General features: G+C 58.8%; 13 protein-coding genes. 5 read left to right on the top strand and 8 right to left on the bottom strand.

What is annotated here, in order from left to right; genetic code table 11:
* Window positions 1–50 precede the first annotated feature (50 nt).
* Window positions 51–794, top strand: a complete 744-nt coding sequence (gene cmoA, locus ACIOVB_RS07720) for a carboxy-S-adenosyl-L-methionine synthase CmoA (protein ID WP_401266381.1) — start codon at window positions 51–53, stop codon at window positions 792–794.
* Complete coding sequence (gene cmoB / locus ACIOVB_RS07715) at window positions 791–1,747, top strand: tRNA 5-methoxyuridine(34)/uridine 5-oxyacetic acid(34) synthase CmoB (protein ID WP_401266378.1); 957 nt, start codon at window positions 791–793, stop codon at window positions 1,745–1,747. The genes cmoA and cmoB overlap by 4 nt, the downstream gene beginning before the upstream one ends.
* Before the next feature lie 131 nt (window positions 1,748–1,878).
* Here the strand turns inward: cmoB and tadA are convergent, their stop codons facing one another.
* The 7 genes from tadA to treP all read right to left on the bottom strand — a co-directional run bounded on the left by tadA (window position 1,879) and on the right by treP (window position 11,209).
* Window positions 1,879–2,376 (bottom strand): tRNA adenosine(34) deaminase TadA, encoded by a 498-nt coding sequence (tadA, locus tag ACIOVB_RS07710; RefSeq protein WP_401266376.1) that lies wholly within the window; start codon window positions 2,374–2,376, stop codon window positions 1,879–1,881.
* Window positions 2,376–3,752 carry a multicopper oxidase family protein gene (locus ACIOVB_RS07705; protein ID WP_187680609.1) on the bottom strand — a complete coding sequence of 459 codons (1,377 nt, stop codon included), beginning with the start codon at window positions 3,750–3,752 and terminating at the stop codon, window positions 2,376–2,378. The genes tadA and ACIOVB_RS07705 overlap by 1 nt, the downstream gene beginning before the upstream one ends.
* 108 nt (window positions 3,753–3,860) lie before the next feature.
* On the bottom strand, window positions 3,861–4,160 hold the full coding sequence (locus ACIOVB_RS07700) for a PTS glucose transporter subunit IIB (RefSeq protein WP_401266374.1): 300 nt from the start codon (window positions 4,158–4,160) through the stop codon (window positions 3,861–3,863).
* A 2-nt stretch (window positions 4,161–4,162) separates the two neighbouring features.
* Window positions 4,163–6,700, bottom strand: a complete 2,538-nt coding sequence (gene ptsP, locus ACIOVB_RS07695; RefSeq protein ID WP_401266371.1) for a phosphoenolpyruvate--protein phosphotransferase — start codon at window positions 6,698–6,700, stop codon at window positions 4,163–4,165.
* Window positions 6,701–6,762: 62 nt separating this feature from the next.
* Window positions 6,763–7,986 carry a maltoporin gene (locus ACIOVB_RS07690; protein ID WP_401266369.1) on the bottom strand — a complete coding sequence of 408 codons (1,224 nt, stop codon included), beginning with the start codon at window positions 7,984–7,986 and terminating at the stop codon, window positions 6,763–6,765.
* Between the two features lie 105 nt (window positions 7,987–8,091).
* Entirely contained in the window at window positions 8,092–9,738 is a 1,647-nt protein-coding gene (treC, locus tag ACIOVB_RS07685; protein ID WP_401266366.1) for an alpha,alpha-phosphotrehalase, read from the bottom strand.
* A 28-nt stretch (window positions 9,739–9,766) separates the two neighbouring features.
* Window positions 9,767–11,209 (bottom strand): PTS system trehalose-specific EIIBC component, encoded by a 1,443-nt coding sequence (gene treP, locus ACIOVB_RS07680; RefSeq protein WP_401266363.1) that lies wholly within the window; start codon window positions 11,207–11,209, stop codon window positions 9,767–9,769.
* A gap of 236 nt (window positions 11,210–11,445) precedes the next feature.
* Between treP and treR the strand changes: the two genes are divergently transcribed.
* The 3 genes from treR (at window position 11,446) to ACIOVB_RS07665 (ending at window position 18,638) form a co-directional block, all read left to right on the top strand.
* Window positions 11,446–12,150 carry a trehalose operon repressor gene (gene treR, locus ACIOVB_RS07675; protein WP_401266360.1) on the top strand — a complete coding sequence of 235 codons (705 nt, stop codon included), beginning with the start codon at window positions 11,446–11,448 and terminating at the stop codon, window positions 12,148–12,150.
* 101 nt (window positions 12,151–12,251) lie between these two features.
* Window positions 12,252–15,347, top strand: a complete 3,096-nt coding sequence (locus tag ACIOVB_RS07670) for a membrane-targeted effector domain-containing toxin (protein ID WP_401266358.1) — start codon at window positions 12,252–12,254, stop codon at window positions 15,345–15,347.
* A 186-nt stretch (window positions 15,348–15,533) separates the two neighbouring features.
* Window positions 15,534–18,638 (top strand): membrane-targeted effector domain-containing toxin, encoded by a 3,105-nt coding sequence (locus tag ACIOVB_RS07665; RefSeq protein ID WP_401266355.1) that lies wholly within the window; start codon window positions 15,534–15,536, stop codon window positions 18,636–18,638.
* Between the two features lie 89 nt (window positions 18,639–18,727).
* Here the strand turns inward: ACIOVB_RS07665 and guaA are convergent.
* Window positions 18,728–19,984: glutamine-hydrolyzing GMP synthase (gene guaA, locus ACIOVB_RS07660; RefSeq protein ID WP_401266352.1), on the bottom strand; the 1,257-nt coding region annotated here is incomplete at its 5' end.

Genomic DNA, 19,984 nt, shown 5'->3' with positions numbered 1-19,984 from the left:
CACTTTGGCTAAAATGCCGGCCTTTTCCACCGACACCGCCGGAAACCGCCGTGAGCAAAGAACCCGATCGCATTTTCGCCCAGCCTTTGGCCCAGGTGCCTGACTTCGCCTTCAACGAAGACGTAGTGCGGGTGTTCCCGGACATGATCAAGCGCTCGGTGCCGGGCTATCCGACCATCGTCGAAAACCTCGGCGTGCTCGCTGCGCAATTTGCCCAGCCAAACAGCGTGCTCTACGACCTCGGCGCCTCGCTCGGAGCAGTGACTCAGGCACTGCGCCGCCATGTGCGCACCGACGGTTGCCGAGTGATCGCTGTGGATAACTCGGCGGCGATGGTCGAGCGTTGCCGTGAATACCTCAATGGCCAGAACTCGATGTTCCAGGAGTTGCTGCCGGTCGAAGTGATCGAAGGCGATATCCTCGCGCTCGACTTCCAGCCAGCTTCGGTGGTGGCGCTGAACTTCACGCTGCAATTTATCGCTCCGGATCAGCGCACCGCCCTGCTCTCGCGTATCCGCCAATCGTTGCTGCCCGGCGGCGCATTGATTCTCTCGGAGAAGTTGCGCTTCAACGATGCCGAAGAACACGCCTTGCTCACCGATCTGCACGTCGCGTTCAAACGCGCCAACGGCTACAGCGAACTGGAAATCGCCCAGAAGCGCAGCGCCATCGAAAATGTCATGAAGCCCGACAGCCTCGAAGAACACCGCGGACGCCTCTTGGCCGCCGGGTTCTCGAAAGTCGTGCCGTGGTTCCAGTGTCTTAACTTTGCCTCGTTGATTGCCTTGCCATGATTGATCTGTCCACCCTCGCCCGCCGCCTGGCCGGTACCCCGCTGGCCGACTGGGCCAACACCCTGCAAGCGCAACTCGACAAGAAAATGGAGAAAGGCCACGGTGATCTGGAGCGCTGGCAAAGTGCGCTGGACGCCTTGCCGAAGATCCAGCCGAGCGAAGTCGATCTGCTCAACGGCTTGAAACTCGACACCGATTGCGACGATGAAACCCGCGCGCAAATGCACACCGCGCTGATGGGCCTGTCGCCATGGCGCAAAGGCCCGTTCGATCTGTTCGGCGTGCACGTCGACACCGAATGGCGTTCGGACTGGAAGTGGTCACGGGTCGCCCCGCACCTAGACCTCAAAGGCAAACGCATCCTCGATGTCGGTTGCGGCAATGGTTACTACATGTGGCGCATGCTCGGTGCCGGTGCGGACAGTGTGATTGGCGTCGATCCAAACTGGCTGTTCTTCTGCCAGTTCCAGGCTGTGCAGCGTTACCTGTCCGAACCAAACGCCTGGCACCTGCCGTTCCCGTTTGAAGACCTGCCGCCAAACCTTGAAGGTTTCGACACGGTGTTTTCCATGGGTGTGTTCTACCACCGCCGTTCGCCGATCGAGCATTTGCTGGCGCTGAAGGACTGCCTGGTCAAGGGTGGTGAACTGGTACTGGAAACACTGGTGGTTGAAGGCGACAAACATCAGGTGCTGGTGCCGGAAGACCGTTACGCGCAGATGCGCAACGTGTGGTTCCTGCCGTCGGTGCCGGCATTGGAACTGTGGCTGCGCCGCGCCGGCTTCACTGACATTCGTTGTGTCGATGTGAGTACGACAACAGTCGAGGAACAGCGCGGAACCGAATGGATGAAGTATCAGTCGCTGAGCGACTTTCTGGATCCTGAGGATCACAGCAAAACGATCGAAGGACTGCCGGCGCCGATGCGGGCGGTGATTGTGGCGAAGAAGTAACCCGATCTCCTGCACAACGGAGATCCCCCTGTGGGAGCGAGCCTGCTCGCGAAAGCGGTGTGTCCGTCACCATTCATGTTGAATGTACGGACGCTTTCGCGAGCAGGCTCGCTCCCACATTGAATCCGTGTTTATTCAGCCGGTTTAGCGCGTCTCGCCCGGAAGAACTCGGTCAACACCGCCCCACACTCCTCCGCCAGTACCCCGCCTTCATATAGCACCCGATGGTTGAGAAAGCCCTGGGTAAAAAACTGCCCCTGACTCTGCACAATCCCCGCCTTCGGCTCCAGCGCGCCGTACACCACCCGCGCAATGCGCGAATGCACGATCAACCCGGCGCACATGCTGCACGGCTCCAGCGTCACGTACAGCGTGCTGCCCGGCAAGCGATAGTTGTTCACGGCTTGAGCAGCGGCGCGGATCGCGACCATTTCTGCGTGGGCGCTGGGGTCGCTTCCGGTGATCGGGCAGTTGAAACCGCGCCCGATAATTTCGCCATCCTGCACCAGCACTGCGCCCACAGGCACTTCGCCGAGGGCTGCGCCTTGCGCGGCGAGGGCCAGGGCTTCGTGCATGAAATCGCGATCACGGCTGCGGTCGATGATCGCTGCGGGGCGAATCTGGCGCATCACTTCACCTCGATGGCGGCCATCAGGCCGGTTTCCATGTGGTCGATCACATGGCAATGGAACATCCATACCCCCGGGTTATCAGCCACCAGCGCCACTTGCGCACGCTCGTTCTTGCCCAGCAGATAGGTGTCGGTGAAGTACGGAATGATCTTGTGCCGGTTCGACGCAATCACCTTGAAGCTCATGCCGTGCAAATGAATCGGGTGCTGATACTGCGTCATGTTCTTCAATTCGAAAATATAGCTCTGGCCCAGTTTCAGACTGGCAATCGGCCGATCGGCACAGGTCTTGTCGGTGATGTCCCAGGCCTTGCCGTTGATCTGCCACAGACTTGGCGGCTTGCCGTTGTCGACATTGACCGACACCGACCCGACCCATTCGAAATTGAAGTTGAGTTTCTCGGCATTCGCCAGATCCGGCTCGGCCACCGGATTGGCTGGCAAGGCTTTCGGCCATTCAGTCGGGGCGTCGGTGTTGGCCACCGAACGCAAGGTGCCCAGTCGAACCGGGCCGTTGCGCAGCGACAGTTCTTCGCCAGCCGCTGGCGCCTTGATCGCCAGGCAAATACGCATGCCCGGGCCAAGCCAGTATTCCTTGCCCAGCGGCCGTGGTTCGACCGGGTTGCCGTCCAGCGCATAGATCTTCGCTTCGACACCCGGGATGTTGATGCGATACGTCAGGGTGTTATCGAGGTTGAGCAGTCGCACTCGCGTGATCTGCCCTGCCGGTAATTCGATCACTGGCAACGGCACGCCGTTGATGGTCGACAACCGCCCCGCCGTACCGCCACGCGCGGCCTCACGCGGGATGCTGAATTCGACGAATTTGCCTTCGTCGTCGATGTGCCAGTTTTTCAGGCTCAGGGTCTTTTCGTACTTGAAACCGGTCGGTTCGCGCTCTTCGATGATCAGCGGCCCGACCAACCCGCGACCGAGTTCTTCGCTGCTGCTGACATGCGGGTGATACCAGTAGCTGCCGGCGTCCGGCACACGGAATTTGTAGTCGAAGTATTCGCCCGGCAGCACCGGCAACTGCGACACGTAAGGCACGCCGTCCATTTCCAGCGGCAGGCGAATGCCATGCCAGTGAATGGTGGTCGCCACCGGCAGGTGATTGATGAAGCGCACCCGCAGCCATTCACCCTGACGCACGCGCAACTCGGTGCCCGGCGCCGACGGGCCGAACGCCCAGGCTTCGGTCTTGTGCCCCGGCACCAGTTCGACGTCCAGTGGCGCGGCGATCAGCTCATAGTCGTGACCAGCCTCAGCGTCAGCCATTTTGCCCAGCCAGTAACGCGACGCGCCCCCCGCTCCCACGCCAACGACAACAAGACCGGCCAGGCCACCGAGGATTTGGCGACGGGTAAAGGACATGAACTCAACTACCTCACGTATCAGCGACGGACCCTGAAGGCCCGTAAAAGGCGAATACGATACACCTGCAATTGCGAAACAGTAAGGGCGACCTGAGGCCGCACATCGTCAATCGGCTTGAGGTCGCAGGCCGGTAATCAGGTGCACCACACCGCCCTCCAACGGCATGACGCCGGCGACACCGGCATCGCTCAACGCCTGGCGATCCATGCGCGAGACATCGCGCAACGTCACTCGCACTCGGGTCAACGCCGCCGGTTGTTGCGATTCGAGGTTATCCACTCCCCCCAGCGCCACCACGATCTGCGCACTCAGCCCCTCGACAGGTACGGCCTGCACGTTCGGCTCGTCCACTACCAGATCCGGGGTCAGCGCTTTCCAGAAGGCTTTCTGCAATTTATCGAACATGTTCAGTTCTCCAGAACCCGTAGAGTATCGACCGTCGCCTCGTGATACAGGCGCAGCGCCTCGCGCACTTCTTCAGCGCTTTCCAGCCCCTGCACCTGCTCGGCGATGGCTTTGCAGTCGAGCAGATGCACCTCGCGCACTGCGGCTTTGATCGCCGGTATTTGCGGCACGCTGACCGACAGCTCATCTACGCCTAACCCGAGCAACAACGGCACGGCCAGACGTTCGGAGGCCATTGCCCCACACACACCGACCCATTTGCCGTAGGCATGCGCGGCTTTCACGGTCATGGCGATCAGGCGCAATACCGAGGGATGAAAGCTGTCGGCCTGACTGGCCAGACGCGGATGATCGCGATCCATGGCCAAGGTGTATTGGGTGAGATCGTTGGTGCCGATCGAAAAGAAATCCACGTGCGGCGCAAACAGATCGGCCATCAATGCCGCCGCCGGCACTTCGATCATGATCCCCAGTTTGGGCAGCTCGACCAGGCCGAGCGCCAGCGCTTCCTGCTCCAGCATCTGCCGAGCCTGATGCAGCTCCGAGAGCTGCGTGACCATCGGCAACATGATGTGCAGGCGGGTCAGACCGACACTGCCAAGGATTGCCCGGAACTGTTCGCGCAACAGCTGCGGGCGCTCCAGACACAGGCGGATCCCGCGCAACCCGAGAAATGGATTGGTTTCGCTGTCCATTGGCACGTAGGTCAGAGGTTTGTCACCGCCGACATCCAGTGTGCGCACCACCAGATTGTGTGACGGCCCCACGGCCCGGGCGATGGCGCTGTAGGTCGACGCTTGTTCGTCGCCAGTCGGTGCGTGGTTGCGATCCAGATAAAGAAACTCCGAGCGTAAAAGCCCCACGCCCGCACCACCCAGGCCCATCGCTTGTTCAGTCTCGCTCAGCGAAGCGACGTTGGCGGTCACTTCGATGTGATGTCCGTCGCGGGTACAGGCCGCCAGTGTTGCCTGCGCGTGTTCGTGCTGACGGCGCTGGTGTTGTTGCTCGTGCCTGGCCTGCCATTGATTGATCGCCACGGCGTCCGGATGCACCTGTAACTCGCCCTTGTCGGCATCGAGCAACACCTGTGAGCCGTTGGCCAGCGCCAGCATGTGCACAGGCATCCCGCAGATTGCCGGTAAACCACAGGCCCGCGCCAGAATCGCCACGTGACTGGTCGCACCACCGCCGACCGTGGCGAATCCCAGCACTTTGCTCGTATCGAGCCCGGCCGTCTGTGATGGTGTCAGTTGATCGGCAATCAGAATGGTCCCGGCCGGCAGCTCCAGCGCATGCTCGCGAATCCCGAGGATCAGTTTCAGTACGCGCTGGCCGACGTCAGCCAGATCCGCCGCCCTTTCGGCCAGCAACGCACTGCCCAGTTGCTGGAAAAGTGTCGCTGTTGTCTCGGTGGCGGCGCGCCATGCGAACGCGGCGCTTTTGCCTTCGGCGATCAACGCCTGGGCCTGATCGAGCAGGCTTGGATCTTCGAGCAGCTCCTGATGCGCCTTGAAGATCTCGGCCTCGGCCTCGCCGGTGGCGGTATCGCGCAAATGCTGCAAGGCCATATCCGCCTCGATCAGAGCATTGGCCAAAGCCTCCTGTTCGATAGCCGGGCCGGCACCAAATTCGCTCACGTCGAGCTTCGACTCGGTGACCTGCATCACTCGCCCCAACGCCGAACCCGGTGAAGCGCAGACCCCCAGCAGAACACCCGGACTCTCAGGCTCGATGGTCTCGACTTGAACCTCCACCGGCAGCGCGGTCACCGCCTCACCACAACCCTCGGCCAGCAACCGGGAGAGCGCACTGATAGCAGCCTCAGCATCTTCGCCCACTGCACTGACCCGCACGCTGTCACCCAAAGCGGTCTGCAGCGCCATGATCGCCACCAGAGATTTGGCGTTGGCTTCGGCCTGTTGTTTGTGCAGAAGGATTTTTGCTGCAAAACCCTTCGCCGCCTGGGCGAAAACCGCTGCCGGACGCGCATGCAGGCCATTGGGATTGGGCAATTTCAAGAACTGGGAGAAAAACGCTTCGCCTTGTGGCGTCGCAGGCTCCTCGGCGGTGGTTTCTGCACTGGCGAGGCTCAGCAATGGCTGGCCGGTTTCGACCAGACCGGTTGGCACGGTCAGCCAGGTGAAAGGCTCGCCGCTGACCACCAGCATCAGCGTCATCAAACTGCGGGCATGCAAAGCGATGTAGTCGGCATCGAACTCGATCAGTGCCTGACCGAATTCCACCCGCTGACCTTCTTCAACCAATCGGGTGAATCCCTGACCGGCGAGGTTCACCGTATCAAGACCGATGTGCAGCAACACCTGAACGCCGTGGTCATCGGTGATGCTCACGGCATGCCCGCTGGCCTGTACGTTGCTGATCACCCCGGCCAGCGGCGCGCACAGCGTTGACGAAGTCGGGTCGATGCACAGACCGTCGCCGATCACGCGGCTGGAAAACACCTGATCGGGTACTTGATCCAGCGGTATCAGCACGCCAGCCAAAGGCGCCAGCAGTTGCAAGGGTTGAGATGTGGCCATGACGTCACCTGCGGTTTTATTCTTTGAAGTGCCCATGGAGCGCAACGCCCCACCAGCATCGCTTATTTCCACCAGTATTCGACCTGCAATCCGACGTTCGCCCCGTGGCGTGCGGTGCCAAAGGCGCCGGTGTCCGATAGCGCCGAGCCTTTGGCCAGTTCGTTGGCCGCCCGTTTGGCCGCCTCGTTCCAGGTGGCATAGGTGTAATACAGACGCACCTCGGGGCGCGCCCAGAATTCAGGGCCTTTGGGAGACCACGTCGGGGCAATCGTAAACTTGCTCAGTTTGCGCGTACCGCCAGGGGCTTCGACTTGATCATGACCCAGCTCGGTCACCAGTTTGAATTGTTCGGTGAGCGCATAGGCCGGGCGAACGCCCAGTGACATCCAGTTCTGATCAGCACCGTCCGGGCGAATGTCCTTCTGATACACCGCCTCGAATTGTCCGCCAAAGCGCGGCGTCACCTGCCAGTCAAAAAACTCCACGACCCGATAACTTTTGTTGCTGTCGTCCAGTTTGACGTTGCCGGTATAGCCGAGTCCGGTACCCGGCCCCTCACCGTATTGCAGGGCCAGTTTGTTCTTGCCGCCGAGAAAATCCTTCTGCACATGCTGGGTGGTGATCGCCCAGCCACGGTGGGCATCGCGGCTGTCGGGTTTGTCGATGTAGCTCAAGCCGAACTCAAGCTCACCGCCCGGGTTGGTATTGAAACCGGCCACGTTGAAGTCGTGACGGTTGATGTAATCCTTCTGGTACAGGTTGTCCTTGCGCGAAAAGGCGTAGCTGTATTTCAGGTCGCCGATCAGCACGTCCTCGACACCGCCGCCCGTGGCGCTCTGGTTCCAGTAGTAGAAATCGGAAATGTGGATGTCATTACGCTTGTAGTAGCGGCGCCCGGCCCACAGCGAACCGCCATTGAGCGCGGGCATGTTCGACCATTGTGCATAGGCCTGTGGCAGGCGAATCGAGCCGTTATCCTCGTTGAACGTGGGGCTGCGGTTGTAGCGGTTGTACAGCGAGGCCATGCCATCGACGCTGAGCACCGAGCCGTCGTCGAGGGTGTACAAATCCTGGCGCAGCTCAAGCTCGCCGTACTGTTCGCATTCGTTGCCCAAACGGTATTTGGTCTGCGCCCCCGGTAACTGGAAACACGATTGGCCACCGCCCTTGGTCGAGTTGCCGACACCGCTGCGCAAGTAACCACCGAACTCCAGCGCTTGTGAAGTCTGTGGTAACGCAAGGCAAATACCTGCAACTGCAAGGCTGCGATTTATTGTTGTTTTCATAAGCCACCCCATTATTTTTATTGTGTGTTTGCATGAATTCGGCGCGCAAAACTCCCCCGCGCAGGGCTCTGCGTGTTTTTTAAACGTCGGCTTTTTAGTTAGGTATCAGTGATCGATCAGGTGCAGGACGAACGATTCGTAAGGTCGCAACGTCAACTGTCGCTTGCGCCGCGGGCAGTCCGGGTAGTTGCTGATCAGCAACCGCTGGCTCTGCGTCTCGTCGATCACGGGCGGCAATTCGATCTCACACGGCGTGCCATAGAAGTTGTTCACCACCAGCAGGCGCTCGCCCCTTCCTTCGCGAAGGTAAGCCCAGACTTGCTTGTGCTCGGGCAACAACTGTCGATAGACACCGTCGGAAATCAACGTTTCCGTGCGCCGTAACGCGATCAAACGGCGGTAGTGATGCAGCACCGATTGCGGGTCGTCGAGCTGGTTGGCAACGTTGATCTGCGCAACATTGGCCGGCACTCCGATCCACGGCTCGCCACGACTGAAACCGCCATTTGGTTCAGCGTTCCAGTGCATCGGCGTACGCCCGTTGTCCCGGGACTTCTGCATGATCGCCGCCATGTTGTCGGCGTCGCTGCTACCGGCGTCGCGCTTGAGCCGGAAGATGTTAAGCGTTTCGACATCACGGTACTGATCGATATGCTCAAACCCTGGGTTGGTCATCCCCAGCTCTTCGCCCTGATACACGAACGGCGTGCCCTGCAGGAAGTGCAGCGCGGTGCCGAGCATCTTTGCCGAGATCTCCCGATACTCGCCGTCGTCACCGAAGCGTGAGACCACCCGCGGCTGATCGTGGTTACACCAGAACAGCGCATTCCAGCCACCACCAGCCTGCATACCGGTCTGCCAGTCGGACAGAATCTGCTTGAGTTGCAGAAAATCGAAATCGGCACGAACCCACTTTTGCAGGTTCGGATAATCAACTTTCAAATGATGGAAATTGAACGTCATCGACAACTCTTTCGATTGCGGATTCGAATAACGAATGCAGTGTTCGAGGCGGGTCGATGACATCTCGCCGACGTTGATCAGGTCGTGCCCTTCGAAGACTTCGCGGTGCATCTGCTGCAAGTATTCATGGACGTTCGGCCCGTCGGTGTAAAAGCGTCGACCGTCGCTGTCGTCTTCGGGAAAATCCGCAGGCTTGGAGATCAGATTGATGACATCCAGACGGAAACCACCCACCCCCTTGTCCCGCCAGAAACGCATCATTTTGAACACTTCGGCGCGCACCTTGGGATTGTCCCAATTCAGGTCGGCCTGGGTGTGATCGAACAGGTGCAGGAAGTATTGGCCGGTCTGGGCCTCGTACTCCCAGGCAGAGCCGCCGAACTTGGATTCCCAGTTGTTCGGCTGATCGCGCCAGATATAGAAGTCGCGGTAGGGATTGTCGAGGCTGCTGCGCGCCTGCTGGAACCAGACGTGCTCGATCGAGGTGTGGTTGACCACGATATCGAGCATCAACTTGATCCCGCGCTTGCCGGCTTCGGCGATCAGCAACTCACAGTCGGCCATGCTGCCGTAACTCGGGTCGATCGCGTAGTAATCGCTGATGTCGTAACCGTTGTCACGTTGCGGCGAGCGCAGGAACGGCGTGATCCACAAGTACTCGACACCCAGCCATTGCAGATAATCGAGCTTGGCCACAACACCGAGCAAATCCCCTGTCGGGTTGCCGGCGTGGCTGTGAAAACTCTTCGGGTAGATCTGGTAGATCACCGAACGTTGCCAGTCTTGCATGGCAGGACTCCTTCAATAAGTGGACGCGTCAGGCAACCCGATATCCAGGCCGGACAATCTTCATGCTCAGTGCACAGGTCAGAACGAATGGCACCACCATGGCGATGACCATCCCGAACACAAACATCGGGATGAACTGCGGGATGATCGAGATGAAACCGGGCAGGCCACCGACACCGATGGCCGAGGCCTGAACCTTGTTCAGTGACAGGAAGATGCAGCCCAGCGCCGAACCGGTCAGCGCGGCATAGAACGGAAACTTGTAGCGCAGATTGACGCCGAACATGGCCGGCTCAGTGATGCCGAAATACGCGGAAATGGCCGAGGTCGAAGCCATGCTTTTATCCCGCGCATTGCGCGTCATATAGAACACCGCTAACGCAGCACTGCCCTGCGCGAGGTTGGACATGACGATCATCGGCCAGATAAAGGTGCCGCCCTGGGTCGAGATCAACTGCAGATCGACCGCCAGGAACATGTGGTGCATGCCGGTGATGACCAGTGGCGCATACAGCAGGCCGAAAATCGCCCCGCCGACCATCGGCGCCAGATCAAACAACATGACCACACCTTCGGTGATGTAGATGCCGATGTGGCGGGTTACCGGGCCGATCACCGCCAGCGCCAGCACACCAGTAACCACGATGGTGGTGATCGGCACCACCAGCAGTTGCACCGCGTTCGGCACCCGTGCCCGCAGCCATTTTTCAATGACGCTCATGACATACGCCGCCAGCAGAATCGGCAGAATCTGCCCTTGGTAACCGACCTTCTCGATCTGGAACAGCCCGAGGATGTCGAAGTACGGCATCTGCTGGCCGTCCAGCCCGGCCACGGCCTTGCCGTAGTTCCAGGCATTGAGAAGATCCGGGTGAACCAGCATCAGGCCGAGCACGATGCCAAGGATTTCACTGCCACCAAAACGCTTGGCTGCCGACCAGCCCACCAGCGCCGGCAGAAATACGAAAGAGGTGTTGGCCATCAGGTTGATCAGGCTCCAGAGCCCGTCGAGTTTCGGGTAGGCATCCAGCAGGGTCTGCCCGTCGATGAACATGCCCTTCGCGCCGATCAGGTTGTTGATACCCATCAGCAGGCCGGCAATGATCAGCGCGGGAAGGATCGGCATGAACACATCGGAAAACACCCGCACCAGACGCTGCATGGCGTTGATCTTCTCGGCGCTTTTCTGTTTGACGTCGGCGATGGTCGATGCGGCGAGACCGGTCTGGCGGCGCAATTCGGCGTAGACCTTTTCTACTTCGCCCGGACCGATCACCACTTGATACAGGCCACCCGTGAAGAACGAGCCTTTGACCAGATCGATCTGGTTGAGCGTGGCGCTGTCGACCAGACCGGGATTCTTCAGGGCCAGTCGCAACCGCGTGACGCAATGCGCGGCCTGCTCGAGGTTGTCGCTGCCGCCAAGGCTTTGCAGCAGTTCCCTGGCGATGTTCGGATAGTCGTGGCTCATGCTAGTTCTTCCGCTGTGGATTGTTGTTATTGGCAGCACGCCGAAGCGAAAAGTACTCGTCTGTACGAGTTAATGCAACAACTCGTACAGACGAGTTTGTTTTTGTATGTTTTTGCCGGACCAGCGGAGAAATTTCCTACCGTGCCCTTAGTCGATTTCCAATCCCTACATGGACAAAGCCCTACCCTGCCCTTAAGGTTCGAAGCTTTGAGCACAGCCGGCATCGAGCCCCTTCCATGAGTAAATACAACCAGATCTATAGCGATCTGCTGGCCAGCATTACGACCGAACGCCTGGAGCGCGGCGCCCGCCTGCCGTCGGAAACCGAATTGATGGACAGCTATCAGGCCAGTCGCGGCACCGTACGCAAGGCCATCGAACTGCTTCAGGAGCGCGGTTTCGCCCAGAAAGTCCATGGCAAAGGCACGTTCGTCCTGTCGACCAATCCGATCGAGTTTCAACTCGGTGGCATCGTCAGTTTCCAGGAAACCTATCCGCGGCTGGGCAACGACGTCAGCACTGAAGTCGTCGAACTGACCCAGTTTGCACTTGAAGGCAGCCTGCTTGAGCACATCAAGGCCGAGCCCGGCTGCCTGATAACCCGGGTCAAACGCGTGCGGCGGATCGACGGCAAACGGGTCATTCTCGACATCAACCACTTTGTCAGCGAAGTCATTCCCGGCCTGTCACTCGATATCGCCGAGCAATCGATCTACGCCTATATCGAACAGACCCTGCAGCTGCAGATCGCTTACGCCCAACGCACCATCGAAGCGGTGCCGCGCAGCAAGGATGACCAATTGCACTTGGATCTCGATGGCCAAAGCCATGTGATCGTGGTCAGCAACCAGACATTCCTGCAGGACGGAAGGCAGTTCGAGTACACCGAATCCCGGCACACCCTGGACAAGTTCTACTTCTCCGACGTGGCTCGCCGCTGACCGCAGCACGTTTACCTAGGTAATGTGCGGTATCCATGTAGTGCACTCCACTTGAGCGAATCGGCCATGCTCGGCCTTCATTTCTCAAGGATGGAGAAAGCATGAATTCGCCTGAACAGCGTCCTCTGCCGAATGCGGCAGACAAAGCGTCCCTCAAAACCATCGCTGCGGCTGTCGTACAAATGTGCCCCAGCCTTCACGACGAGGCACATCAAGTCGCTCGCCAGTTGCTGGAACGTAAGGGCCTGACGAGGTTCGATCCGGACCGGGTTTATTTCCATCGGTTCAGATCGGCACAAAGCAGTACCAAGGCGTTTACCGGTTGGGAGCACATCCGCGAAAAGCCCTACGAATCGATGACTCTCACGCAACTGGTGATTCATCGCTTTCGTGCCACCGACCAAGACAACGCCGACCTGCTGGACCTCTACGCCGGTTTCTACACGGACGGCCCCGAGACCGAAAATTTCGACCAGACCAATGAATGTCACCTGCACGGCAACGAGGTGCTCAACGCCTTCTGGGGCATCGACTTCAGCACGCGATACAACGACAAGCTGACGACTTTCTGGAACACACACGCCGATAATTTTCGTACGTTGGCCAAGTGCAGTTTCCTCAGCCGGGCGGTGCAGGCACTGGAACTCAAGCAACTGACCGCCAGCGATTACCTATGGATCGTCGGCGCAGTCATCGGGCCTGTCACCTGGCCGGTGACCCTGTCCATGCTGCAATCGAGTCACTCTGTAACCGGTGATGTGCGCGCGCTCGATATCGCTGGGCATGCCTCCACCAACCTCCTGTGCTTCATCTCCCCCACGGGTCGGCAAATCGTCTATCTGCCGGGTGAAGCGCAATCATTTGTCGTGAACGAAACGCTGGCGGATATGCACTGGTGGGTGCTTGAGCAGATGAACGAGGAGATCCGCCGCGAGTCCTTGCTCAATCACTATTCACTTGCCGAAAGCCAGCAGGTGAGGGAGAACATCACCGATTTGATGAATCGGCTGGTGAGCACCTGGGGCCGCTCCGACCATCATCTGATCAATCAGAGCAAACTCGAGATCACTGGCGACGCGTTCAGTTGGTTGTGTGACTCAACCCGCCGCTCAATGTTTGCCGAAGCCAGCCTCAGCCTGACGTCCAATGCTGATCTGCGCAAAAAACTGTGGATCGGTTACTTGAGCGCAGGCCTCAAAGTGCTTGGCCCGATGGCCGCCGTCGGCTGGCCAGTCGCGCTGCCAGTGATAGGCGCCAGCATCGCCAACATGGGGCTGAACATCGACCAGGCAGTCAACGCCAAAACCGCTGGGGAGCGTAAGGCCGGCGTGGTTGGCGCCGTGCTGAGCGGCATTGATGCGCTGTTCAACGTGCCCTTTCTCAAAGGTACCGGCTCGATGCTGGAGGCTGGTGGTGCGGTGGACGCGGCCGAAGCGACAGAGATGGCGGAGCTCAACGAGTCTGCCGCGGCATTGGAGCCAGGGGATTCGCTCGCTGATGAGGCGCCGGCAAGGGTTGCCGGTGAGCCCGAAGTGATCACCCCGGCTATTGAGCCCCCACGGTTGCCCCCGGCTGACAGCGCCGCACCACCACCCATTCCAGACAAATACATGTGCAACGAATTGCTCGACGGGCTGGACGTGCAAAGTGATCCCGGACAGTTTCAGGGTATCTTTCGACTTGATACCGACCCGCCTTTCGCCATCCTGATGAATGACAATCCGTACTACGTGCGTTATTTCGGCGAACCAGGCGACGGCGGTTTTTGGGCTATCGTCGATCCAGAGCGTCCCAATCAGTTTATTCATTCATTGCCGGTGCGGCTGAATGCCGAAGGTGCCTGGGAGCGGATGCAAGCGCTGCGTCTATCAGGCGGCGGTCAATGCGTGGGAAAACCGTGCGCCCCCGATATCGCCCTCGATACCTATGAACCGCCAGCGCCCGAAGCGGCGATTCAATCGGAGGTCGAATCACCTTATACGGTATTACGCCCAGTGCGCATCGTGACCTCTGCCTACGATATCGAGCCGACGGTGCGCCGTTCGATCAAAGGCTGGGCCTTGAACCTGAACGAAACCCACGCCCAACTGGAGCCAAATGCCGACGGCGCTTTCGGCATGTCCGACCCCTTTGAGCTGTATGCAGTCAGCAAGCGCAAATTGCTGCATGCCGCCGCAAGAAAATTCTTCAGCAACCTTCCGTGGATCACCCCTCCTTCCCGTCCGCCACTGCCAGAAATCAGGGCGCAGATGGAAATTTCCGAGCTCTTGGATCGCCTCTTTGAATCAGCCCCCGGACTGGTGGTGGGTGAGACCCTGGATCGCATTGCCAGCATGCGCTTCATGATCGAGAACATGCCGGCACTGGCCAGACACGCAAAAACCCTCTACATGCGCGGGGTACTGAGTGACTTCGCTCAAGTGGAGCTGAACCGCTACTTCACGACTGGGACCCTGTCGGCAGATCTGCAAACCTACCTGACCAGCCTGGGCACCGATCCGGCGGGGCGCTTCAATGCATTGGAGCTGGTCAAGGTGGCCAGGGAAAATGGTGTTCGAATCCAGGGCATCGATTGCGCCGCGAGCTACAAAATGAAGACGCCCCTCTCGCTCTATGACGAGCAAATGATCGGCACCTACCTGGCGAGCGACATCATGACGGGCGACACCTACCTCAACAGCCCGAAAAAGTGGATCGTGCTGATCGGTGCACAAAACACCAACACGCTCAGAGGCCTTGCCGGTATCAGCGAAATAAAGGGCGGCATCGGTGTGCGGATCGAGGAAGTTGGAGTGGGAACGATCATGGATATCGACGTTGATCCGGGTATCGAAGTGCGTCGAGGTTCATTTCCAAACGGTGCTGCCGCACAGGGCAATCATGATGTTCTTCGTGCTGATTTGCGCGTGCGAATGCCAGCCGAACCAATGAACTGGACGGAGGATGCGTTAGAAAACTTATTGCACAGACGTGGCATGTTCATCATCAACAAAATCGCAGACACCTACACCGTGGTGCACCGCAGCAAGCAGGGCATACTCGTGCGAACGCGCGTGGTTCTACTGGCGGACGGAGGCGTTTCTTTGCACCGCCCGTCATGGCCACAAGTGAACGATGTCCGGTTCGCCAGCATCGAGGCCATGTCTAATCGATTGATCGAAATGGGCCTGACCTTACAAAGCCGCCTCCCGGATTAACGGCCGAGCCAGAACGAAAAGCCCCTGTCGTGTGCCAGGGGTTTTCAGTCACGCAATACGCACATCGAAGTGCAGCGGGATCATTCCCCTCCTCGGTTTTGCGATAAGCAATACATATGTAATGCATCCCCCCTGAGCAGATCGATCATGCTCGATCTTCGTTTTTCCCCAAGGATGGAGAAGTGCATGAACGCCCCCGAACGCCGCCTGTTGCCGAACGCAGCAGACAAGGCCAGCCTCAAGGCAATCGCAACAACACTCGTACACACATGTCCCAGTCTGTTGGAGGCGGCCCGTGAGATCGCCCTTCAACTGCTGATCGACAAAGGACTGTCGGACATCGATCCGGACCGGGTCTATTTCCATCGATTCAGGGCAGCGCAGAGCAGCAATCTGACGTTTACCGGTTGGGAACACCTGCTGGAAAAGCCTTATGAATCGTTGACCCTCACACAACTGGTGATCCACCGCTTTCGCGCCACCGATCAGGACAATGCCGATCTGCTGGGCCTGTACTGCGGCTTTTACTCGGACGGGCCGCAAGCTGAAAACTTCAATCAGAATAATGAAGTGCGGCTGCTGGGTAGCGATGTTCTGAATGCATTCTGGAACATCGATTTCAGCACGCTTTACACCCATCAGCTGACCACTTTCTGGCAGTCCTCGTGGAACGATTTCCGGACGCTGGCCAAGTGCAACTTCCTCAGCCTGGCGGTACAGGCGCTGCAAAAAGGTCAACTTGACGGCACTGATTTTCAGCGCGTAATCAACTCCGTGACAGGGCCCATTACCTGGCCCGTCACCCTTCAAATGCTACAAGCCACGTACCCGGTGAGTGGTGATGTGCGCGTGTTGGATCTCGATGGTCATGTCGCCACCCAAGTGCTGCGTCTGGTTGAGGACAATGGCCGGCAAACCCTCTACCTGCCCGGCGAAGCTCAACCCTTTCGGTTGATGGAAGATGAAGCGGATCTGCACTGGTGGATGCTTGAACAGATGAACACCGAGGATAAGCGCAAGGTTTTCATGAACCGCTTTTCGCTGACTGACCGCAATCAGATGAGCGAAAAACTGAATGATCTGATGACCCGCCTGGTGAGCAGCTGGGGACACAGCGATCACCGGATGATCAACCACAGCAACGTCGCGATCAGCGGTGACGCATTCACCTGGTTAAGCGATTCGACTCGTAGCGCCATGTTGGCCGAGGCAAATCTGGCATTGACCTCCAACAGTGATCTGCGCAAAAAACTCTGGATAGGGTACTTGAGCGCGGGTCTGAAAGTATTCGGCCCAATGGCAACCGTCGGCTGGCCGCTGGCATTGCCGGTGATTGGCGCCGGCATCGCCAATATGGGGCTGAACATCGATCTTGCAGTCAACGGCAGGACAGCTGCCGAGCGCAAGACCGGCACCCTTGGCGCGGTGCTCAATGGCATCGAAGTGGTGTTCAACGTCCCGTTTTTGATCGGCACCGGCGCGTATCTGGAGGTGGGCCCGCAAGTCGAATTTGCCGAAGCTGAAGAAATGGCCGGGCTGATTGAGTTCACCTCGGCGAACGAGCCCTTCCTGCCACCGCGGGATCAGGCGTCGTTGCTGATCGCTGACGAAGAGGCAGACGAGATGGCAAACGAAATTCCCGTCGAGGTCACACCCACCGCGCCCCTGCCGCAACGCCCGTCTGCGCCGAAGGTGCCTGTCCGGTATCAGTGCAACGAGTTGCTTGATCGCTATTACGCAGAAACCGAGCCAGGAAAGTTTCAAGGCATCTACCGCCTCGATAACGCCCACCCCTATGCGATCGATATCGATGGCAGCGCGTACTACGTGCGCTACTTCGACGCCTCCGAGAGCAGTGGCAACTGGGCCATCATCGATCCTCAACACCCCAACCAGTTCGCTTATTCGTTGCCGGTTCGCTTCAATGCTGCCGGCAAGTGGGAGCGCATGCCTGCGCTGCGTCTCAGAGGGGGCGGTCAGTGCATTGGCAAGGGATGCACGCCGAAGACTCAAGGGACCTCGTTTACCTCTACATCAACGTCATCGCCGGATCTGCCACTGGTCGAACCGGTGCCACCGACTGCCCGCCCACTGCGCCTGGTTACCACCCTCGCCGATACTGGAAGCCTGGACAAGGTCAGGCTGAGAAAGTGGGCGATGAACCTCCCTGATGATTCCGCTGATGTGGCGAGCACGGCCAGACATCCATCTTTCAATGATCAGGTTGCGCTGCATTTCAGCCAAAAACGCACACAACTCCTGAACCAGGCCAAAGAGTATTACTCAGAGCTGGATTGGACCAACCTGCCTGCTCGTCCGGCACTGCCCGAAGTCAGTCACTCGATGTCGACCGATGAACTCATTGATCGCCTCTTTGAAAAAACAGTTGGCCTGGCAGTGGGAGAAACCCTTGATCGCATCACCAGCATGCGTTTCATGATCGAAAACATGCCCGCGCTTGCACGACACGCCACGACGCTCTACGTGGGTGAGTTGCTGAATGATTTTGCCCAGGTTGATCTGAACAGTTTCTACACCACAGGACAGATGTCCGAGGATCTGCGGATTTACCTGACCAGCCTCGGAACCGATCCGAACGAGGTGTACAACATCCTGGAACTGGTGAAGACCGCCCAGGCCAATGGCGTGCGCGTCCAAGGCCTTGGGTGCGCGGCGAGTAGCAAAATCAGAGTGCCGCTCACGTCGATTGAAGAGCAAATGATGCGCGCTCATCTGATGTCCCGGATCATGTGGGGCGACGCACTCCTCAATCGACCGGGCAAATGGATTGCCCTGATCGATGCACAGAACACCAATAATTTCAGAGGCCTGCCAGGAATCAGCGAACTGAAAGGCGGCATCGGCTTACGCATTGAAGAAGCCGCTGCCTTGGAAAACCCAGGCGTCAGCATCGACCCGGGACTCAAAGTAGCTCGCGGCCCTTTTGACAATGGTGCATCGACCCGCGACTCGTTCGACTACCTCTACGCTGACCTTCGCCTGCAAATCGACGCGCCTGCGGTGATATGGACTGAGGAAACGCTGGGTCGCCTGCTGCATCGCAATGGCGCTTACCTGTTTGAAAAGTCGCAAAACGATTACATGCTCGTGCGCCGTAACAGCACAGGCAACATTGTTCGAATACCGGTGAATCGGACACTGGACGGCCAGGCTTACATCTGGCTTCAGTCCATGCCGCGAATCAGTGGGATATTGTTTCCGGATATCGCGGCTTTATCGCAGCGCCTGATAGAAGTCGGCATGAAACTTCAGAGTCGCCTACCCGCCTGAAAGGATTTCAAAGGCGCTTGAAACGAAAAACCCCTGGCCTGGGCCAGGGGTTTTCAGTCACTCAATGCAGGCATCGACGTGCAGCGGGATCATTCCCACTCAATCGTCGCCGGCGGCTTGCTCGACACGTCGTAAGTGACGCGGGAGATGCCTTCGATTTCATTGATGATGCGGCCGGAAACAGTTTCCAGCAGTTCGTAAGGCAGGTGAGCCCAACGCGCAGTCATGAAGTCGATGGTTTCCACGGCACGCAGGGCCACAACCCAGGCGTAACGACGGCCATCACCAACCACGCCAACCGATTTCACTGGCTGGAACACCACGAAAGCCTGGCTGACTTTGTGGTACCAGTCGGCTTTACGCAGTTCTTCGATGAAGATGTGGTCGGCGCGACGCAGCAGGTCGGCGTATTCCTTCTTCACTTCACCGAGGATGCGCACGCCCAGGCCCGGACCCGGGAACGGGTGACGGTCGACCATGTCGTACGGCAGGCCCAGTTCCAGACCCAAACGACGGACTTCGTCCTTGAACAGTTCGCGCAGTGGCTCGACCAGTTTCAGGTTCATCTCTTCCGGCAGGCCGCCCACGTTGTGGTGCGACTTGATCACGTGAGCCTTGCCGCTTTTCGCGCCAGCCGACTCGATCACGTCCGGGTAGATGGTGCCCTGAGCGAGGTACTTGATGTTGTCCAGTTTGTTCGACTGGGCATCGAATACGTCGATGAAGGTGCGACCGATGATCTTGCGCTTCTTCTCTGGGTCGGCTTCGCCGGCCAGATTGTTCAGGAACTGCTCTTCGGCGTTGGCGCGGATCACTTTGACGCCCATGTTCTCGGCGAACATGGCCATCACTTGCTCGCCTTCGTGCAGACGCAGCAGACCGTTGTCGACGAAGACGCAGGTCAGTTGATCGCCGATGGCTTTGTGCAGCAGCGCGGCAACCACCGAGGAGTCAACGCCGCCGGACAGACCCAGCAGCACGTTGTCGGTGCCGACTTGTGCGCGGATGTTGGCGATGGCGTCTTCAGCGATCTTCGACGGGGTCCACAGGGCTTCACAGCCACAGATGTCGAGAACGAAGCGCGACAGGATCCGACCGCCCTGCTTGGTGTGGGTCACTTCCGGGTGGAACTGCACGCCGTAGTACGCGCGATCGTCGTTGAACATGCCGGCGATCGGGCAGCTCGGGGTGCTGGCGAGGATGTGGAAGTCTTGCGGCATCTTGGTGACCTTGTCACCGTGGCTCATCCACACGTCGAGGCCGAACAGGCCGTCGGCGTCGATATGGTCTTCGATGCCGTCGAGCAGACGGCTCTTGCCGACCACGTCAACGCGGGCATAACCGAA

It is taken from the genome of Pseudomonas sp. NPDC087639 (assembly GCF_044743385.1).
GTDB lineage: Bacteria > Pseudomonadota > Gammaproteobacteria > Pseudomonadales > Pseudomonadaceae > Aquipseudomonas.
Note: the sequence above shows the minus strand (reverse complement) of the source record. Positions and strands in the feature narration are given on the sequence as shown.

Bases quoted from the DNA above. Each gene is read 5' to 3' on its own strand.
- ACIOVB_RS07690 (WP_401266369.1), bottom strand. From the start codon at position 7,986: ATGAAAACAACAATAAATCGCAGCCTTGCAGTTGCAGGTATTTGCCTT.
- ACIOVB_RS07705 (WP_187680609.1), bottom strand. From the start codon at position 3,752: ATGTCCTTTACCCGTCGCCAAATCCTCGGTGGCCTGGCCGGTCTTGTT.
- ACIOVB_RS07670 (WP_401266358.1), top strand. From the start codon at position 12,252: ATGAATTCGCCTGAACAGCGTCCTCTGCCGAATGCGGCAGACAAAGCG.
- cmoB (WP_401266378.1), top strand. From the start codon at position 791: ATGATTGATCTGTCCACCCTCGCCCGCCGCCTGGCCGGTACCCCGCTG.
- ACIOVB_RS07665 (WP_401266355.1), top strand. From the start codon at position 15,534: ATGAACGCCCCCGAACGCCGCCTGTTGCCGAACGCAGCAGACAAGGCC.
- ptsP (WP_401266371.1), bottom strand. From the start codon at position 6,700: ATGGCCACATCTCAACCCTTGCAACTGCTGGCGCCTTTGGCTGGCGTG.
- treP (WP_401266363.1), bottom strand. From the start codon at position 11,209: ATGAGCCACGACTATCCGAACATCGCCAGGGAACTGCTGCAAAGCCTT.
- ACIOVB_RS07700 (WP_401266374.1), bottom strand. From the start codon at position 4,160: ATGTTCGATAAATTGCAGAAAGCCTTCTGGAAAGCGCTGACCCCGGAT.
- treR (WP_401266360.1), top strand. From the start codon at position 11,446: ATGAGTAAATACAACCAGATCTATAGCGATCTGCTGGCCAGCATTACG.
- tadA (WP_401266376.1), bottom strand. From the start codon at position 2,376: ATGCGCCAGATTCGCCCCGCAGCGATCATCGACCGCAGCCGTGATCGC.
- treC (WP_401266366.1), bottom strand. From the start codon at position 9,738: ATGCAAGACTGGCAACGTTCGGTGATCTACCAGATCTACCCGAAGAGT.